This window comes from Gordonia sp. VNK21, assembly GCF_046098115.1.
Taxonomy (GTDB): Bacteria; Actinomycetota; Actinomycetes; order Mycobacteriales; family Mycobacteriaceae; genus Gordonia.
The window spans coordinates 57,025-74,439 of the sequence record NZ_JBJURU010000010.1 but is presented as its reverse complement, the minus strand read 5'-3'; the positions used below and the strand labels follow the sequence as shown (position 1 = coordinate 74,439).

Below are 17,415 nucleotides of genomic sequence, written 5' to 3'. Positions count from 1 at the left end.
CACCGGTTTCGGGGCCGTGACGGGGTGCCTCGCGGCGGCGCGGCAGAATTCCTCCGTTCGTACGACAGTGGCACCATCCGGCACGCTGTCGTGTCCGAAATCGGCAGGTCAGCGCCGATCTGCGAGGTTCGCCGGACTCGTCTTCGGCGGTGTCCGGCCTGAACTGCATCGATGTCGGCCCCATGAAAGCGCCGAAGGTTTTGGTTGCTGTGGCAACGATGTGGTGTGGTTAGTCGCGATTAACCCACTGTGGGCGGGGACACACCGGATTCCGAGAGGAACACCATGGCACGTTTCACCGGCGCTGACGGCCCGTCCGAGCAGCCCGCGACCCCCTCCCGACGCGGCTGGAAAGTCGGCGCCGTCGCCGCGATGACCGCCGGTTCGCTCATCGGCTATGCGGCGGTGGACGTTCCGCCGACACCGAGCGTGTCGCTCGACACTGCGCTCCTCGCGTCGACCGGCGAGCTCGGCGGAGTGGCGATCGATCCTGAAGGGCTCGTCACTGGGCTCCTCGGGAAGGAGGTCGGAAAGCAGCTCTGGGATGGCTTTTATCTGGGTTTCGTCAGCATCCCAGGTCTCAAAACGCAGGTCGGTGATACGACGGCCATTGCGATCCTTCCAGGCACGGCCATCGCCTTCGCGGCGAAGGGGGAGAGCGCGACTGCTCTCTCGGTCGGAGGAGTCGCGGTGGCGACCACCGACATCGACCTGGCCTCGTATATCGACTCGACGGTGATCCGGGCGGTCCTGGAGGCTTTGAAAGTCGACACCACGATCAACATCGGTCAGGTCTCGTGCTTCGGCCTGCTGGCGTTCGCGGATTCCTCCACTGAGGGCACCTGCCTCAATGTGCTCGGAACGTTCGACGCCGACTACCGAAAGGACGCCGGTGAGGTGTCCTTCGCCCTCACCAACCCGGTCGCGCTGCTCGGCCTGCTGACCGGTGAGAAGTCACTACTCGATCCGGTCAAGGACCTGCTGAACGGCCAGCCGCTTTCCAGGATCCTCACCGACGACTTCAGCCGCCTGACGCTCGGCGGTCCCGAGCTCGTCAAGCTCACCTCCGACTACGGTCTGCAGAACATCAGCGCGCTCGGCGGCGCGGTGGCGATCGGCTGGCTCGGCGGAAACCTCGTGCTGTTCCCGGTCGTCGAGGACGGCCTGCTGAAGGGCAACGTCAACTACCTCGGCCTGCCGACCCTCGCCTTCGACGGTTTCCCGAAGCTCGACGGCATCAGCAGCCTGCTGCCGTCGATCAGTGTCGGCGCGTTCTCCACGCCGTTCCCGGGTGTCGAGGTTCCCGGGTGGTCGAGCAGCGACCTGCTCGGCGGCGCCACCGCCACCTCGGCGGCCACCGGGGCCGCGCCGCAGGCGCGCACGCTCAGCGTGGTGAACGAGGCGCCGGCCGACCTGCCGGAGATCGAGGTCAACGACGCGGCTCCGCTGCCGGAGATCGAGTACAACACCGGCAACGACGATGCCGCCGAGACCGCAGACGGTGCCGACGACGACGTGCCGGTGCTCGACTCCACCGCTCAGACCGGTGACGAGGACGGGGACCAGGACGGCGGCGCGGACACCGAACTCGCCACCGACATCGGCGGCACCGGGTCGTCGGGCACAGACACCGGCAGCGGTGCGCAGGGCGGCTCGGAGGGCGACGCCGGGCAGGCCGCCGATACCGGCACCGGAACCGGCACCGGCAGCACTGCCGGCACCACCGCCGACGACTCGTCGGCAGAGCTGGTCGGCGCCGCGGGCTGAGCGCGCGCCGTCGACCGTCGGGACCCCGGAGCACGCCTCCGGGGTCCCGATTCCATTGCCGGCCCGCACACCCGGGAACACCGGCCCGCCTCCCGCGCGGAACCGGCGAGATCATTCGTGGAACGGACGGCGCGCCGCCACCGATGACTACAGTGGCAGGGAGCAAGGCGGTAGACGCTGAAAGGGGCCGCGCATGGCTACGCGGATCGACAGCTGGATCTGGGGCATCCGGCTGACCAAGACCCGCTCGGCGGCCGGAGCCGCCTGCCGCGCCGGCCACGTGCAGGTCAACGGCGTCACCGCCAAACCCGCCACCCCGGTCGCCGTCGGCGACGAAGTCCGGGTCCGGATCCACGGCCGCGACCGCATCGTCGAAGTGACCAAACTGATCAGCAAACGCGTCTCCGCGCCCGCGGCCGCCGAATGCTATCTCGACCACAGTCCGCCGCCCCCGCCGCGCGAAGTGCTCGCCGGCATCCCGCGCCGCGATCCCGGTGCCGGCCGACCCACCAAACGCGAACGGCGCCAACTCGATCGGCTGCGCAGTATGGACCTGCTGGTGCTGGCGGTCCTGGCGGTGATCGCCCTGCTGGTGAGCGGCTGCGGTGGCGACGGCGCCGATGCCGCCGACACCACGAGCACCCCCAAGGCCGGTGCGGGTCCCAAGTTCGAACGCTGCGGCGGGCTGACCCTCGACGAGGTGCAGGACGAGACCGGCGTCGGCGGGATGCGGCTCTACATCGACAACACCGCCGTCTGCGAATGGCGCACCGACGATTACAAACAGGGCGGCACCGTCTCGTTCAACTGGTACCGGGGGTCGCCGATCGGCCGCGAACGCGGACACGAGCAGCTCTCCGGCCGCGACCACGTCGAAGACCTCTCCATCGCCGGCTACCCGGGCTTCCTCGCCGTGCACAGCTCGATCTGCGAAGTGGGTGTCCAGTTCGAGGGCGACTTCATCGAGATCTCGGTGCGCGGCGACGACGGGGGCACCGGCACGTACGACACCGAGAAGTACTGCGACGGCGCCAAAGCGCTGGCCGCGAAGGCGATCGAGCGGGCGTCATGAGACTCGGGCAGCGCACCAAGAAGGCGATCGCCGCGGCGGCCGCCGCCGGGCTGCTGTTCGGCACTGCGGGCTGCACCGTGGACGGGACGCCGGTGCGGGTCGGCGGCGCCCCCGACACCGGGGCCGTGGACACCGACCAGTTCGAGGGCCTGCTCACCGAATGCAGCATCCTGCCCACCTCGGTGATCGCCGAGACCGTCGGCGGCAGCGTCGCCGATCCGGTGTTCTTCGGCGCCATCTGCCGCTGGGTGGTGGCTGGCGCCGGCATCACCGACGTGACCCTCGCCTGGTACGAGTGGGGCGATCTCAACCTGGAGAAGCAGACCGCCAAACGCCTCGGTTTCGAGACCGAGAACGTGCAGATCAAGTCGATGGCCGCGTTCACCCAGCGCGACCCGAAACGGTCGGGCGTGTGCGGGGTGACCGCCAAGTCGCCCGGCCGCGGCATCCTCACCTGGTGGGTGGAGCCGCAGGCGGGCGGCCAGGACGCCTGCACCTCGGCCACCAAACTCATGGAGCTGGTGCTCGACGCCGCCGGCTGACCCTCGGCCGCAGCCCGGACGGTCAGGACGGGATGCGCGAGAGGGAGACGGAGGAGGCCACCACGAGGCCGCCGTCGTCGCCGGGGATCAGCAGCCAGAGGAAGAGGCAGTCGTCGATCCGCATGCGGCGGACGGTGATCGGCGTCTGCGGGACGATCGGCCGCAGATACTCGATCACCAGCCGGTGCGGGCCGTCGAGCAGCTCGGCGTGATCGGCCAGCTCGTCCTCCACGGCCTCGAGGTAGGCGGCGTTGTTCAGGTGCCGGAACGGGTCGAAGTCGCTCACCCGCAGCACGTGCTCGCGGTCCGGACGATCACCGTGCTCGGGCGCCTTCTCCGGGTTCATCGCCTTCCAGCGCAGCCGGTCGACGTCGGTCATCTCGCCGAGCAGCTCCAGGGTCTCGTCGCAGATCCGCGACGGCAGCCCCTGATCGTTCACGTTGATCCAGAAGGCCTCGGTCTCCACCAGCCCGTCCGGCCGCAGCTCCGGATTGAAGCGGTTGGTCTCGCTGGTCGCGCGCAATGTGATCCGCATATTGGTCCAGCGGGTCGAGTAGGCCCCGCACCAGCGCTGCACGTGCACCTCGGACGGCCAGGTGATCGGCTCGAGCACGTCGATCACGGTGCGCCGGACGATCCAGAAGGGCTCGCTCTCGGCGAAGGATGAATCCCGGAGGTTGTCATTGGCGGCGTCTTGGAGGTAACGGGCCAGCGCATCGAGCCGGGCGCGCATCTGCTGGTCCACATCACCGGTACGAACTCGGTAAACCGTCTCAAAGACCGGGCCATCGGCCTTACGCTCAGGCAGAGTGCGGTACTGCGGCGCTGCGAGATTCGTCGGCGTGGGCACTGTCATCCGGGAGCCTTCCGGTTGGGAGATGTGGCGTGGATTACGGTACTCTGAGTGCAAAACTAGAACGTGTTCTTGTCAGGGAAGGCGAGGGATTGAGATGCCTCACGTGATCACACGTGCCTGCTGCAACGACGGCAGCTGCGTAGAAGTCTGCCCGGTCAACTGTATCCACCCGACGCCGGACGAGCCAGAGTTTCTGACAGCCGAGATGCTCTACATCGACCCGGACACCTGCATCGACTGCGGTGCCTGCATCGACGAGTGCCCGGTGAGCGCCATCGTGCCCGACGATCAGCTCGAGCTGACCGACGAGCCCTACCTGCGGATCAACGCCGACTACTACAAGGATCACGACGTCGAGGGCGGCTTCGCCAACCCGGTCAAGCAGCCCAAGCTGCCTGCCGAGGCGTCCCTGCGGGTGGCGGTCGTCGGGGCCGGCCCGGCCGCCTTCTACGCCGCCGGCGAACTGGTCAAGCGCAGCCAGATCAGCGTGGACATGTTCGACCGGCTGCCCACCCCCTACGGCCTGGTCCGGGCGGGTGTGGCCCCCGACCACGCCAAGACCAAGGGTGTGGAGAACACCTTCGCGAGCACCGAGAAGAAGAAGAACTTCACCTACCACCTCAACGTGGACGTGGGCACGCACATCACCCACGATGAGTTGGCCGAGCGCTACGGCGCGATCCTCTACGCCGTGGGCGCCGCCCACGACCGGCGCCTGGGGATCGACGGCGAGGATCTGCCCGGCTCGTTCCCGGCGACCGACTTCGTCGCCTGGTACAACGGTCATCCCGACTTCGCCGACCGCCGCTTCGATCTCACCGGCGAGCGCGCGGTGATCGTGGGCAACGGCAACGTGGCGCTGGACGTGGCGCGTGTGCTCCTCGAGGACGAGTCGGTGCTCGGCCGCACCGACATCGCCGATCACGCCCTCGAGGCGCTGAACTCGTCGTCGATCGAGGAGGTGGTGGTGCTGGGCCGCCGCGGCATCGAGAACGGCGCCTTCACCAACTCCGAATTCCTCTCCCTGGGCGACCTCGAGGGCATCGACGTGGTGATCGATCCGGCCGAGCTGACGCTCTCCGAGGAGACCGCCGCCGCCCTCGACGACGGCTCGCTGGACTCGGTGATCGAGACCAAGATCCGGCTGGCCCGCGAGTTCTCCGAACGTCCGGCCACCCCGGGCAACAAGCGCATCGTCTTCAGATTCCTCACCTCGCCGCAGGAGATCGTCGGCGCCGGCGCCGTGGAGAAGGTGGTCTGCGTCCGCAACGCCTACGGCGACGGCGCGGCGGTGGCGCCCACCGGCGAGACCTTCGAGATCGAGACCGGTTCGGTGATCCGCTCCATCGGCTATCGCGGTCAGGCGGTGCCCGGCCTGCCGTTCGACGACGACCGGGCGGTGGTGCCCAATGTCGAGGCCCGCGTCACCGACGGTCCGGGCGGGGAGGTGATCCCCGGGCTGTACGTGGCGGGCTGGATCCGCCGCGGACCCACCGGCGGCATCGGCCGCAACCGGATGTGCGGCGAAGAGGCTGCGAAGGCGATCATCAACGACCTGATCGACGAAAAGCTGCCCACCCCAACGGTTTCCGCCGACGACGTCGCCGATCTGGTGGCCTCGCGCGGGGCCGCCCGGGTGGACCTGCCGGCGTGGAAGCGGATCGACGCGGCCGAAGTGAGTGCCGGTCGCGCCGCCGGTCGTCGTAGGGTGAAACTCGTGACGATCGAAGAACTCGAAGCGGCCGCACTGAACCACGACTCGGCGGAGGCGGTTTGATGAGGATTGCGCTGCTGTCCTACCGCAGCAAGCCGCATTGCGGAGGACAGGGCGTTTACGTCCGTCATCTTTCGCGTGAGCTCGCTCTGCTCGGCCACCAGGTGGAGATCTTCTCCGGCCAGCCCTATCCGGAACTGGACCAGGCGGCCATCGACGCCGGGGTGACCCTGACCAAGGTGCCCAGCCTGGACCTGTACGGCGAGCCCGACCCCTTCCGCACCCCCCGTCTCCGCGAGTTCCGCGACTGGCTGGACGTGCTGGAGGTGGGCATGATGTGGACCGCCGCCTTCGGCGAACCGCTCACCTTCTCCAAGCGGGCGGCCCGGCTGCTGCGGTCGCGGCGCCGGGACTTCGACGTGGTGCACGACAATCAGTGCCTGGGCTACGGCCTGCTCGACATCCAGCGCGCCGGGTTCCCGCTGGTGGCCACCATCCACCACCCGATCACGCAGGACCGCTCGCTGGCCATCCGTGCGGCCAAGGGGCTGAAGAAGATCACCGCCTGGCGCTGGCATTCGTTCCTGGCCATGCAGGGCCGGGTGGCCCGCCGGGTCCCGTCCCTGCTGACCGTCTCCAAGACCAGCGAGGACGACATCCGCGAGGCCTTCAACATCCCCGAGGGCCGGCTGGTGACCATCCCGCTGGGCGTGGACATCGACGCCTTCGCCCCGCGAGGCGAGCGCACCCCCGGCTCCATCGTCTGCGTGGCCAGTGCCGACGCGCCGCTCAAAGGCGTCTCCTACCTGCTGCAGGCCTTCGCCAAGGTGGCCGCCGAACGCGAGGTCCACCTGACGCTGGTCTCCAAGCTCGATCCGGAGGGGCCGTCGGCCGCGCTGATCGACGAACTGGCCATCGGCGACAAGATCACCGTGGTCTCGGGCGTCGACGACGACGAGCTGGCCGCGCTGCTGGCCAGTGCCGAGATCGCGTGTGTCCCTTCGCTGTACGAGGGCTTCTCGCTGCCGGCCGTCGAAGCGATGAGCTGCGGGACCCCGCTGGTGGCCACCCGTGCCGGTGCCATCCCCGAGGTGGTCGGCGATGCCGCGCTGCTGGTGGAGCCGCGCGACGCGGAGGCCATCGCCGGGGCGTTCCTGGAACTGCTCGACGATCCCGACCGGCGCGAGCGGCTCGGTGCGGCCGGCCGCGACCGGGTCACCGAGCGGTACAGCTGGGCCGCGGTGGCCGCGGCCACCGCCGAGCGCTACCGCGAAGCCATCGAGCAGGCCACCGGCGCGCCGTTCGTCGACGGCGCCCCCACCGACACCGATACCGAGGCCGGCGATGCCGACCCGAGCGAGAGCGAGATGACCGCATGCTGACCGTCGACTTCGACAAACTGAACGTGGGACCGGGCGTCAAAGCCATCGACATCGGTGCCGGCCAGGGCCGCCACTCCTACGAGATGCTGCGCCGCGGCGCCGACGTGATCGCCTTCGACATGAGCGAGCAGGACATGTCCGACGTCTCCGAGATGTTCGGCGCACTGGTCGCCGCCGGCGAGGTCCCCGAGTACGCGCAGGGCCGCACCGAGGTGGGCGACGCCCTGGCACTGCCCTACGAGGACGAGTCCTTCGACGTGGTGCTGATGTCGGAGATCCTCGAGCACATCCCGTCCGACGAGGCCGCGATCTCCGAGATGGTCCGGATCCTGCGCCCGGGCGGCCTGGCCGCGGTGACGGTGCCGCGCTACTGGCCGGAGAAGGTCTGCTGGGCGCTCTCGGACGAGTACCACGAGGTGGAGGGCGGCCACGTGCGCATCTACCGGGCCTCGGAGCTGGCCGACAAGCTGGTCGCCGCCGGTCTGGAGGTGACCGGCTCGGATCACCAGCACGCCCTGCACGCGCCCTACTGGTGGCTCAAATGCGCTGTGGGCGTGGAGAACAACGACAACCCGCTGGTTCGCGGCTACCACAAGATGCTGGTGTGGGACATGATGAGCAAGCCGTGGCTGACCCGGGTGGGGGAGCAGGCGCTCAACCCGCTGTTCGGCAAGTCGGTGGCGATCTACCTGCGCAAGCCGGCTTGAGATCTGTGCCGTGACAGCTCCGCAAGGGTTCCCGATGCCGTCCGTTCCGGGCGTGCTGACCGCTGCCGAGATTCGGCGGACCGGTGAGGCGATCGCCGCGATGCAGGAGTCGTCCGGCGCGCTGCCGTGGTTCCCGGGCGGGCAGACCGATCCGTGGGATCACGTGGAGTCGGCGATGGCGCTCTCGGCGACCGGGCTGTTCGCCCGGGCCGAGGCCGCCTACGACTGGTCGCGCCGCACGCAGCGGCCGGACGGGTCGTGGCCCATTCGCACCGTCGCGGGGGTGGTGCAGGACCACGGCATCGACTCGAACTTCTGCGCGTACATCGCGGTCGGCGTCTGGCATCACTACCTGATCACCCGGGACCGGGACTTTCTGGAGCGGATGTGGCCCACCGTCTGGAAGGCGATCGAGCTGGTGCTGCGCTTCGCCCGCGACGACGGGGCATTCCGTTGGGGCGGAGACCATCTCACGCATGCGATGTTCGACGAGGCGCAGCTGACCGGCAACGCCAGCATTCATCAGGCGCTGGACTGCGCGGTGCGGATCGCCCAGGAGATGGGGCAGCCGGAGGAGGCCTGGGCGCGGGCGCACGCCGCCCTCGGTGCCGCCTTCCAGCGTGCCGACGAGGTCTTCGAGCCGCCCGGCGAACACTCGATGGACTGGTACTACCCGATCCTCGGCGGTGCCGTGCGCGGCCGCGCAGGCCAGGAGCTGATCGCGCGGCGCTGGGACGAGTTCGTGGTGCCCGGACTGGGCATCCGCTGCGTGGATCACCGGCCGTGGGTCACCGGCGCGGAGACCAGCGAACTGGCGCTGGCGCTCGACGCGCTCGGCGACACCGACGACGCCGTCGCGCTGATCGCGTCCATCCAGCATCTGCGTGATCCGGACGGGGCCTACTGGACCGGTCTGGTCTTCGCCGACGGCAAGCGCTGGCCGGTGGAGAAGTCGTGCTGGACCTCGGCCGCGGTGGTGCTGGCCGCCGACGCCGTCAGCCGCAGCACCCCGGGCAACGCCGTCTTCCGCGACGTGCGCGCCGAAATCCTCGCCGGCTGAACCGGCCGGCACCTCCGCCCCACGGACTTGGTTCCACCCCACCGACTATTCGGTGGGGTGGAACCAAGTCTGTGGGGTGGAACCGATCAGCTCAGTCGGCGGGGCCGTCGCGCATCATCTCTGGACAACTGTCCAGATCGCTGTCTATCATGCGATGCGGGTCACAGAGCGGCCCCTCAGTCAACGCGACAGCAGCATCGGAGGACCCGACGTGGAATTCGGGATCGTGCAGTTCACCAGCGACCGCGGCCTCAAGCCGCAGGTTCTCGCTCCGCTGATCGAGGAGGCGGGGTTCGCGTCGTACTTCGTTCCCGAACACGGTCACATCCCCACCAAGCGGGAGGCGGCCCATCCGGGCACCGGCGGCGCCGAACTGCCCGACGACCGCTATCTGCGCACCCTGGATCCGTGGACCACGCTGGCCGCGGCGGCGGCGGTCACCGAACGCATCCGGCTGGCGACGGCCGTGGCCCTGCCGGTGCAGTCCGACCCGATCACCCTCGCCAAGACGCTGGCCACCCTCGACCACATCTCCGGCGGCCGGGTCACCCTGGGCGTCGGCTTCGGCTGGAACCTCGACGAGATGGCCGACCACAAGGTGCCGCCCAAGCGCCGGCGCACCATGCTCCGCGAGTACCTCGAGGCCGCGCGGGCGCTGTGGACGCAGGAGGAGGCCGAGTATCACGGCGAGTTCGTCGACTTCGGGCCCAGCTGGGCCTGGCCCAAGCCGCCGCAGGGCACCCTGCCGGTGCTGGTGGGCGCCGGCGGCACCGAGAAGAACTTCAAGTGGATCGCGCGCAGCGCCGACGGCTGGATCACCACCCCCGGTGAGGCCGACATCGAGGGCTCGGTGAACCTGCTCAAGTCGGTGTGGGCCGACGCCGGCCGCGAGGGTGATCCGCAGATCGTCGTCCTGGACTTCAGGCCGGATCCGGAGAAGCTCGAGCAGTGGCGCCGGCTGGGCGTGACACAGGTGCTCTACGGGCTGCCCGACGACTCCGTCGAACGCGCCTCCGGCTATCTGCAGAAGCTGGCCGGGAAGCTGGGGCTGGCCCCGGCCGTCGTCTGAGCTCCAGCCGTCGTCTGGGCCGGTTCCGCTCCGCCTGCCGTGCGCGTCAGCCGGCCGGCGGCGCGGACAGGGCCGGCAGCAGATAGCGGCGCACATGCCGGGCCAGCGACTCCGGATCCTCCGGATCGAGGGTGCGGCCGGGCATGGTTCCCATGCTGATCAACATCCGGGCCAGCCATTCGCTCACCTCGTCCAGGTCGTGCCCGCCGTCGATCTCGCCGCGTTCGACGGCGGCGGCCACATACGGCCGCCAGAAGGCGGCCAGGTCGGGCACCAGGCCGTTCACCCCGGCGCCGGCGCAGGCCGCGTAGGCCTCGGGTTCCTCCCGCTGCAGCCGCATCAGCAGCGTGCCCGGATCGTCGTACGCGCCGCGGCCGATCCGCACGCCGGCCACCACCTGCTCGGCGAAGCCGTCGAGGGCGGAGAGCTCGTCCTGCGCCTCGGCGGAGAAGGTATCGGCCAGCCGCACGATGGCGGCGCCGATCAGCGAGTTCTTGTCGGGGAAATGCCGGTAGAGCCAGGCGCGTGAGATGCCTGCGCGTTCGGCCACCTGTGCCATGGCCGTACCCCGGATGCCCTTCTCGGCCAGCAGGGCCGCGGTGACCTCCACCAGCCGGTCCACCACGGCGCTCCCGGCGGGGGACTCGATGCTCACGGGTCGACCCTAGCAACCTCGAGTAGACAGATTTGGGAAAGTGTTCACCCCTGCTCGCGCAATGGGATAGACACAACGGGAGAAAGTGTCTACTGAAGGGTGACGACGTGACGCGCACGCTCCCGGCCACCGCGATCATCGGGGCCGGCATCAGCGGTCTGACATCGGGTAAACAGCTCACCGACTACGGGGTGCCGTACACCTGTTTCGAGACCTCCGACCGGATCGGCGGCAACTGGGCCTTCGAGAACCCCAACGGCTACTCGAGCGCCTACCGCTCGCTGCACATCGACACCTCCAAACATCAGTTGTCCTTCCGGGACTTCCCTATGCCCGAGGACTATCCGGACTTCCCGCACCACACGCAGATCAAGCAGTACCTCGACGACTACGCCGACGCCTTCGGGCTGCTCGGCAGCATCGAATTCGAGAACGGTGTGGAGCACGCCGAGCGGCTGCCCGGCGGGGGCTGGGAACTGACCACCCAGCGCGGCGAGACCCGGCGCTTCGACCTGCTGGTGGTGGCCAACGGTCACCACTGGGATGCCCGCTGGCCCGACTTCCCCGGGAACTTCGACGGCATCGAGATGCACGCCCACCACTACGTGGACCATCAGACCCCGCACGACTTCACCGGTAAACGGATCCTGGTGGTGGGGCTGGGCAACAGTGCGGCCGACATCTCCGTGGAACTGTCCTCGCGCACCCTGCGCAACGAGGTGACCCTGTCCACCCGCTCCGGCGCGTGGGTGGTGCCCAAGTACTACGGCGGCGAACCGGCCGACCGCTACTACCGCACCATTCCGCAGATCCCGCTGGCGTGGCAGCGCAAGCTCATGCAGCTGACCATCCCGATGGCCGGCCGTCCGGAGAAGTTCGGCCTGCCCACCCCGAACCACAAGTTCTTCGAAGCGCACCCCACCCAGTCACTGGAACTGCCGCTGCGCCTCGGCTCGGGCGACATCACGCCCAGGCCCGACATCAGCCGGCTCGACGGGACCACGGTGCACTTCGACGACGGCACCGCCGGCGACTTCGACATCATCATCTACGCCACCGGCTACAACATCACCTTCCCGTTCTTCGACGAGGATTTCATCTCCGCGCCGGGCAACCGGATCGACCTCTACAAGCGGATGTTCTACCCCGGATACGACGACCTGATCTTTCACGGCTTCGCCCAGGCCACCCCGACGCTCTTCCCGTTCGTCGAGGCGCAGGCCCGCTGCGTCGGCGCCTACGCGGTGGGGAACTACCGCCCGCCGTCGGTCGAGGAGATGCGCCGGGTGATCGACGCCGACATGCAGATGTACACCGGGCACATGCTCGACCGGCCCCGGCACACCCAGCAACTCGACTACTTCGTCTACGAACACGACATGCGCACCCGGGAACTGCCCGCCGGCCTCCGGCGCGCCCGCCGGGACGGCGGCATCCGCTGGGCGCAGGTGGCCGGTGACGGCCACCCCGGTATGAAGGAGCCGGCATGACCTACACCGCACTGACCTTCCCCTCCGACGGCGTCACCTGCGCCGGGCGCTTCTATCCCGGCGCCGCGCAATCCCCGTTCGACGACGACGGGCGCCGGCCGGTGGTGATCATGGCGCACGGCTTCGGCGGCACCGTCGACTCCGGTCTCGACCCCTTCGCGCAGGCCTTCGCCGACGCCGGCCTGGCCGTGCTGGCCTTCGACTACCGCGGCTTCGGTGCCTCGCAGGGCAGCCCTCGGCAGCGCATCCGGCTCGCCGACCAGGCGCAGGACTATTCCAGTGCCATCGCCGCGGCCGCCGCGCAGCCCGGTGTGGATCCGGAGCGGATCGTGCTGTGGGGCGTCTCGATGTCCGGGGGCACCGTGGTGCAGGTGGCGGCCGGCCGTACCGACGTGGCTGCGGTGATCGCCCTGGCCCCGCTGGTCAACGGGCTGGCGGCCGGGGTGCACGCCTACCCGCAGTCCGGCGCGCGGGCGATGGCCCGGTCGGCGGCCGCGGGGATGCGCAGCGCCGTCGCCGGCCGGCTCGGCCGCCCGGGCACGCTGATGCCGATCGTCGGCCGGCCGGGGGAGAACGCGGCCCTGACCGCACCCGGCTTCTACGAGGCCTATACCGCGATCGCCGGCCCCACCTGGCGCAACGAGGTCGACGCCACCGTCGGGCTGGAGATCGGCGGACTCAACGTCAACAAGGCGGCCGCCGCCGTCACGGCGCCGGTCCTGGTGCAGATCGCCGATCTGGATCAGGGGGCGCCGCCGCAGGCCGCGGCCAAGACGGCGTTCAAGGCCCGCGCCCAGGTCCGGCACTACCCGTGCGACCACTTCGACGTCTTCGCGCCCAACGACTGGTTCGCCCCCGCCGTGGCGCACCAACTGGCGTTCCTCACCCGGCAGCTCGCGCCGGCCGCAGCCCACCGCTGAGCACGGCGCCGCAGACGGACGCCGGCGCTCAGTACCGCGGAGACCGCGGAAGGCCGGGGGAGGACCCGGCCGGGTTCGGCCGGACCACCGCAGGCGAGGACATCGCAGGCGGGGACATCGCAGGCGGGGACATCCCGGGTTGGGACATTCCAGGAGGGGGCGCGGCAGGTGAGGGCATCGGGGTGCGCGGGACGGCGGGTGAGGACGCCTCGGATCCGGCCGTCGGCAGCGGCCGGTGCCGCACCAGCATCCCGATGACGACGAGGATCAGCAGCGCGGTGGTGGCCCCGCCCATCAGTAGGCCGGTTCCAGGAGCATGAACAGTGCGATCAGCGCGATCACCGGCACGATGACCAGCGTCGTCGCCAGTCCGCCGAAGGCCCCGGACTGCCGACCGTCGCCGCAGGCCACGTCGGACACCGTCTCCAGCGGAGTGGCCTGAGTGGTGTGGCCGTGCGGAATGAACCAGAAGACGGTGTTCGGCCGGGTCATCACCACCCGCCGGTCGGTCAACCGATTGAGGCCGCCCGGGCCGGCCGCCGATATCCGACAACCGGTGGAATCTGCGGTCAGCCGCGCGGCAGCGCCGCCCCCGGCTCACCCGAGTCCCGGCGCAGCACACGCAGCGAACCGGCGACGGCCACCTCGGTGAACTGCCCGGTGGCCAGCGCCTGGCAGTAGATCTCGTACGGCGGCCGGCCGCCGTCGGCGGGATCGGGGAAGACGTCGTGGATGAGCAGGGCGCCGCCGACGCGCACCCAGCGGGCCCAGCCGTCGTAGTCGTTCTGCGCGGCCTCCATCGAGTGCCCGCCGTCGATGAACACGAAGTCGGCCGGGCGGCCCCAGATCCTCGCCGCCAGCGTCGACGGCGCCAGCACCCCGACCACGGTCTGCTCAAGTCCGGCGTCGAACATGGTGCGCCGGAACCGTGCGGAGGTGTCCAGGGTGCCGGCGTGCGGATCCACCAGCGAGGTGTCGTGATACTCCCAGCCGGGCTGATGCTCTTCGGAGCCGCGATGGTGATCGACGGTCACCACGGCCGCGCCGAACGCCTCGGCGGCACTGCCCAGAAAGACCGTCGACTTGCCGCAGTAGGTGCCGATCTCCACGCCCAGACCCGCCGAATCCGGTTGCCCCAGATACTCTTTCGCGACGTCGAACAGGGCCAGCGCTTCGTCGAGCGGCATGAAGCCGGGGGCCTCCTCGGCCACCTTCAGACGCTCGGGCGAGGGGGCGGACGCGGCGTGGTCCGTGGACGGGGAAGTCATGCCGGGAATCCTAGCGGTCCCCCGACCGTACGAGCGCTAGGGTGGTCGGTATGAAAGCTCAGGTACTCACCGCTGAAACCGGACCGGAGGGCCTCGCCCTCACCGACGTCGAGAATCCGGTGCCGGGCCCGGACCAGGTGCTCGTCGACATCAAATCGTGCGGGGTGTGCTTCCCCGACCTGCTGATGTCGCAGGGGCTGTACCAGTTGCGCCCGCCGCTGCCCTTCACACCCGGCACCGAGGTGGCCGGTGTGGTGGCCCAGGCGCCGGAGGGCTCCGGCGTCTCCGTCGGCGACCGGGTGCTGGTCTCGTCGATGGTCGGCGGCTTCGCCGAGCAGCTGGTGGCCTCCCCGGAGCAGCTCATGCCGCTGCCGGCCGAGCTGACCTTCGACGAGGGCGCGGCGATGGGCATCAACTTCCAGACCGCGCTCTTCGCGCTCAAGACCCGGGCGCAGACCGCGCCGGGCGAGGTGGTGGCCGTGCTCGGCGCCGCCGGCGGCGTGGGCGTGGCGTCGATCCTGGTGGCCAAGGCGATGGGCGCCACGGTGATCGCCGTGGTGCACCGCACCGGTGCCGAGGAGATGCTCAAGGGTCTCGGCGCCGACGAGGTGGTCCAGCTGACCGACGGCTGGAAGGACAGGGTCCTCGAACTGTCCGACGGCGGCGTGGACGTGCTCATCGACCCGGTGGGCGGTGACGTCTTCGACGAGGCGCTGCGTACCGTGGGCACCGACGGCCGCTACGTGGTGATCGGCTTCGCGGCCGGGGGCATCCCGACGGTCAAGCTCAACCGCGTCCTCTTCCGCAACATCTCCATCGTCGGCGCAGCCTGGGGCGAGTACATCCGCCGCAATCCGGAGACCCTGCCGCTGCTGCACGACGAGCTGACCGAGATGATCGCCGCCGGTCTGCGTCCGCCGGTGAGCGAGATCTATTCGCTCGCCCAACTGCCCACGGCGCTCACCGATCTGGCGGAGGGCCGGGTGCGCGGCAAGGCCGTGATCCGTATCGCGGACTGACAGGCGACCCGGGGGCGACGACGATGACGGCCGATCAGGCGCCGGGAGGCTACCGGCGGGTGCGCTTCATCGGCTACGCCGTGCCGACCACACCTGCGCAGGTGGTGGCGGTGGGCGATCCGAACGGCACCGGCAACGTGGCCGGCACCTACCGGGCGGCCGAGGACTTCGCCGACGACGTCCGGCTGCGCGCGGGACTGCTCAAGCGGGCCGTCGACGCGGCCCGCGATGCGCTGCCGGACGCCGACGGGCAGGTGCTCAACGTCTTCGTCGCACCGGAGTTCTTCTGGCACGGCCTGCTCGGCCCGTACGTGCACGCGCTGGACGAGCCGGATCCGGCCGGGCACATCCTGGCCGTACTCGAGGAGCTCTTCCCGGCGGCCGACTATCCGCACTTCCTGCTGGTGCTCGGGTCGGCGATCTCGGCGCAGGTCGCCGACCTGGACGCCGTCCTGAACAGTACGTCGACGGCGGTGCGCAACGACGTGGTCCGCACCCTGGGCGAGGCCTGGGCGCGGGCCGACGGCCCGCTGGCGCTGGTGGTCTACGACGCCCTCGTCGACTTCATCAAGAACTGCCACGCCTATCCGCAGGTGCAGGTCCGCAACCGGGCCTTCGTGCTCGGGCCGGGCGCCCTGAGCGGGGTGCGCGGCGACTTCCGGGCCCGAGCGGTGACTACCGAGAAGTTCTTCGCCTCCAACGAGGATCTGCTGCTGTGGGATGTGACCGGCCGGTCGGTGATCACCGAGCAGATGAGCGCCTATCCGGTCCTCGACACCTCCGGCGGCGACCTCAAATCCGCGGCGCACGATCCGTATGCGATCTTCTCGGTGCCCGGCGAGCGACCGGTGACCGTCGGGGTGGAGATCTGCCTGGACCACGCCGATCACCGGCTGCGCCGGGGCGTCGTGCGCAGCCGGTGGCCCGAGGCGGCGACCGGGCTGGAACTGCATCTGCTCCCGTCCTGCGGAATGTCCATCCACGGCTCGGCGGTGGCCGCGGCGGCCGGCGGATGGGTGTTCAACTGCGACGGCCAGTACGGCCTCGGCGACCCGGAACAGGCGGGCCGCCCGCAGCGCGGGACGCTCGGTGCGGTGCCCTGCGACTACGTCGACTACCTCGACGCGTCGGGGGCCGGTGCACACACTCAGCTGGCCCGGGTCCGACGGCCGGCGTCCGGGGCCGACGTCCGCGGGCCGGGTTCGACCGACGCGGTCTTCGCCCCCGCCGCGGGCGCCTCGGTCACCGTGATCCCGGTGGCCTCCGGCCCGGACGTCGAGCGCTGTTTCGCGGGCGGTCCGGGTGCGGTGCACGTCTACGGTGCCGACCACCCGCTGCCGCTGCACGGGGACGTCTGACAGGGGACGCCTGGCCGGTACGGCCGCGAGCGGTCAGCGCGCGACGAGAGGGTGCACACGCCCAGCCGCTACGAGTGGGTAGTCAGCCACGACCGGCTGCGGCTCGCCGACTACCACGTCCGGCCGCCAGGGCTAGTCGCCTATGGGCTCCTACGCGACAAGCTGAAGTGGAAGCTCCGCGACGAGCTGGCGCGCCTCAGCGACGAGCTGCTAGTCCGCCGTGGCCTTCGCGCGACTGGCTAGCGCCGGCATGGCCGGTCCGCAGGGGACAGTCTGCAGGGGCACGTCGCCGTCGCCCACCAGCCGTGGCATCTGCACGTGGCGTGGGCCTGGCGGGCGCTTTGTCGCGAGCTGCAGGCCCGGCCTCCGGTGGCCCTAGTGCCACTGGCTCCGCGGGCGCCGCCCCCGCTTCTGGCGCAGCCAGCTTGGGCCGGGCGCCTGCAGCCGGGGCCTGCGGCCGGCAGCCTGGGCCCGGTCGACTCACACACGTGGCCGGGGGCTGCGCAGCTCCATCAGCTGCATCAGCGTCCCGTGGC

16 protein-coding genes are annotated in these 17,415 nt (G+C 70.2%); 12 read left to right on the top strand and 4 right to left on the bottom strand.

Annotation, left to right across the window (positions count from 1 at the left end; all coding sequences use genetic code 11):
- Positions 1 to 285 precede the first annotated feature (285 nt).
- The 3 genes from ACJMNC_RS12290 (at position 286) to ACJMNC_RS12280 (ending at position 3,381) form a co-directional block, all read left to right on the top strand.
- Entirely contained in the window at positions 286 to 1,767 is a 1,482-nt protein-coding gene (locus tag ACJMNC_RS12290) for a hypothetical protein (protein WP_408948249.1), read from the top strand.
- Between the two features lie 193 nt (positions 1,768 to 1,960).
- Positions 1,961 to 2,839, top strand: coding sequence for a DUF3558 family protein (locus ACJMNC_RS12285; protein WP_408948248.1), 879 nt, complete (start codon positions 1,961 to 1,963; stop codon positions 2,837 to 2,839).
- Positions 2,836 to 3,381 (top strand): DUF3558 domain-containing protein, encoded by a 546-nt coding sequence (locus ACJMNC_RS12280; protein ID WP_408948247.1) that lies wholly within the window; start codon positions 2,836 to 2,838, stop codon positions 3,379 to 3,381. The genes ACJMNC_RS12285 and ACJMNC_RS12280 overlap by 4 nt, the downstream gene beginning before the upstream one ends.
- A 22-nt stretch (positions 3,382 to 3,403) precedes the next feature.
- Here the strand turns inward: ACJMNC_RS12280 and ACJMNC_RS12275 are convergent, their stop codons facing one another.
- Positions 3,404 to 4,237 carry an acyl-[acyl-carrier-protein] thioesterase gene (locus ACJMNC_RS12275; RefSeq protein ID WP_408948246.1) on the bottom strand — a complete coding sequence of 278 codons (834 nt, stop codon included), beginning with the start codon at positions 4,235 to 4,237 and terminating at the stop codon, positions 3,404 to 3,406.
- Positions 4,238 to 4,331: 94 nt separating this feature from the next.
- Between ACJMNC_RS12275 and ACJMNC_RS12270 the strand changes: the two genes are divergently transcribed.
- From ACJMNC_RS12270 to ACJMNC_RS12250, 5 genes are all read left to right on the top strand, one after another.
- Positions 4,332 to 6,014, top strand: coding sequence for a 4Fe-4S binding protein (locus tag ACJMNC_RS12270; RefSeq protein WP_408948245.1), 1,683 nt, complete (start codon positions 4,332 to 4,334; stop codon positions 6,012 to 6,014).
- Complete coding sequence (locus ACJMNC_RS12265) at positions 6,014 to 7,333, top strand: glycosyltransferase family 4 protein (RefSeq protein WP_408948244.1); 1,320 nt, start codon at positions 6,014 to 6,016, stop codon at positions 7,331 to 7,333. The genes ACJMNC_RS12270 and ACJMNC_RS12265 overlap by 1 nt, the downstream gene beginning before the upstream one ends.
- A complete protein-coding gene (locus ACJMNC_RS12260) occupies positions 7,327 to 8,040 on the top strand; it encodes a class I SAM-dependent methyltransferase (RefSeq protein ID WP_408948243.1) in 714 nt (237 codons plus the stop codon). Before ACJMNC_RS12265 ends, ACJMNC_RS12260 begins: the two co-directional genes overlap by 7 nt.
- A gap of 34 nt (positions 8,041 to 8,074) precedes the next feature.
- Entirely contained in the window at positions 8,075 to 9,100 is a 1,026-nt protein-coding gene (locus ACJMNC_RS12255) for a prenyltransferase (protein ID WP_408948242.1), read from the top strand.
- A 211-nt stretch (positions 9,101 to 9,311) separates the two neighbouring features.
- Positions 9,312 to 10,169: an LLM class F420-dependent oxidoreductase gene (locus ACJMNC_RS12250; protein WP_408948241.1), complete on the top strand. Its 858-nt coding sequence runs from the start codon at positions 9,312 to 9,314 to the stop codon at positions 10,167 to 10,169.
- 46 nt (positions 10,170 to 10,215) lie between these two features.
- On the opposite strand, the gene ACJMNC_RS12245 is transcribed toward ACJMNC_RS12250, so the two are convergent.
- A complete protein-coding gene (locus ACJMNC_RS12245) occupies positions 10,216 to 10,824 on the bottom strand; it encodes a TetR/AcrR family transcriptional regulator (protein WP_408948240.1) in 609 nt (202 codons plus the stop codon).
- Between the two features lie 107 nt (positions 10,825 to 10,931).
- On the opposite strand from ACJMNC_RS12245, the gene ACJMNC_RS12240 reads away from it, so the two are divergent.
- A complete protein-coding gene (locus ACJMNC_RS12240) occupies positions 10,932 to 12,314 on the top strand; it encodes a flavin-containing monooxygenase (protein WP_408948239.1) in 1,383 nt (460 codons plus the stop codon).
- Positions 12,311 to 13,234, top strand: coding sequence for an alpha/beta hydrolase (locus tag ACJMNC_RS12235; protein WP_408948238.1), 924 nt, complete (start codon positions 12,311 to 12,313; stop codon positions 13,232 to 13,234). The genes ACJMNC_RS12240 and ACJMNC_RS12235 overlap by 4 nt, the downstream gene beginning before the upstream one ends.
- A gap of 294 nt (positions 13,235 to 13,528) precedes the next feature.
- Here ACJMNC_RS12235 and ACJMNC_RS12230 read toward each other — a convergent pair whose 3' ends face one another.
- Both ACJMNC_RS12230 and ACJMNC_RS12225 read right to left on the bottom strand, forming a co-directional pair.
- On the bottom strand, positions 13,529 to 13,726 hold the full coding sequence (locus ACJMNC_RS12230; protein ID WP_408948237.1) for a hypothetical protein: 198 nt from the start codon (positions 13,724 to 13,726) through the stop codon (positions 13,529 to 13,531).
- Between the two features lie 77 nt (positions 13,727 to 13,803).
- The gene (locus tag ACJMNC_RS12225) at positions 13,804 to 14,502 is read right to left on the bottom strand and encodes a class I SAM-dependent methyltransferase (RefSeq protein ID WP_408948236.1); all 699 of its coding nucleotides are present in this window, start codon (positions 14,500 to 14,502) and stop codon (positions 13,804 to 13,806) included.
- Between the two features lie 50 nt (positions 14,503 to 14,552).
- On the opposite strand from ACJMNC_RS12225, the gene ACJMNC_RS12220 reads away from it, so the two are divergent.
- Together ACJMNC_RS12220 and ACJMNC_RS12215 are read left to right on the top strand one after the other, a co-directional pair.
- Complete coding sequence (locus ACJMNC_RS12220; protein WP_408948235.1) at positions 14,553 to 15,521, top strand: NADPH:quinone oxidoreductase family protein; 969 nt, start codon at positions 14,553 to 14,555, stop codon at positions 15,519 to 15,521.
- A gap of 23 nt (positions 15,522 to 15,544) precedes the next feature.
- Complete coding sequence (locus tag ACJMNC_RS12215; protein WP_408948234.1) at positions 15,545 to 16,879, top strand: hypothetical protein; 1,335 nt, start codon at positions 15,545 to 15,547, stop codon at positions 16,877 to 16,879.
- The last annotated feature ends 536 nt before the right edge of the window (positions 16,880 to 17,415 follow it).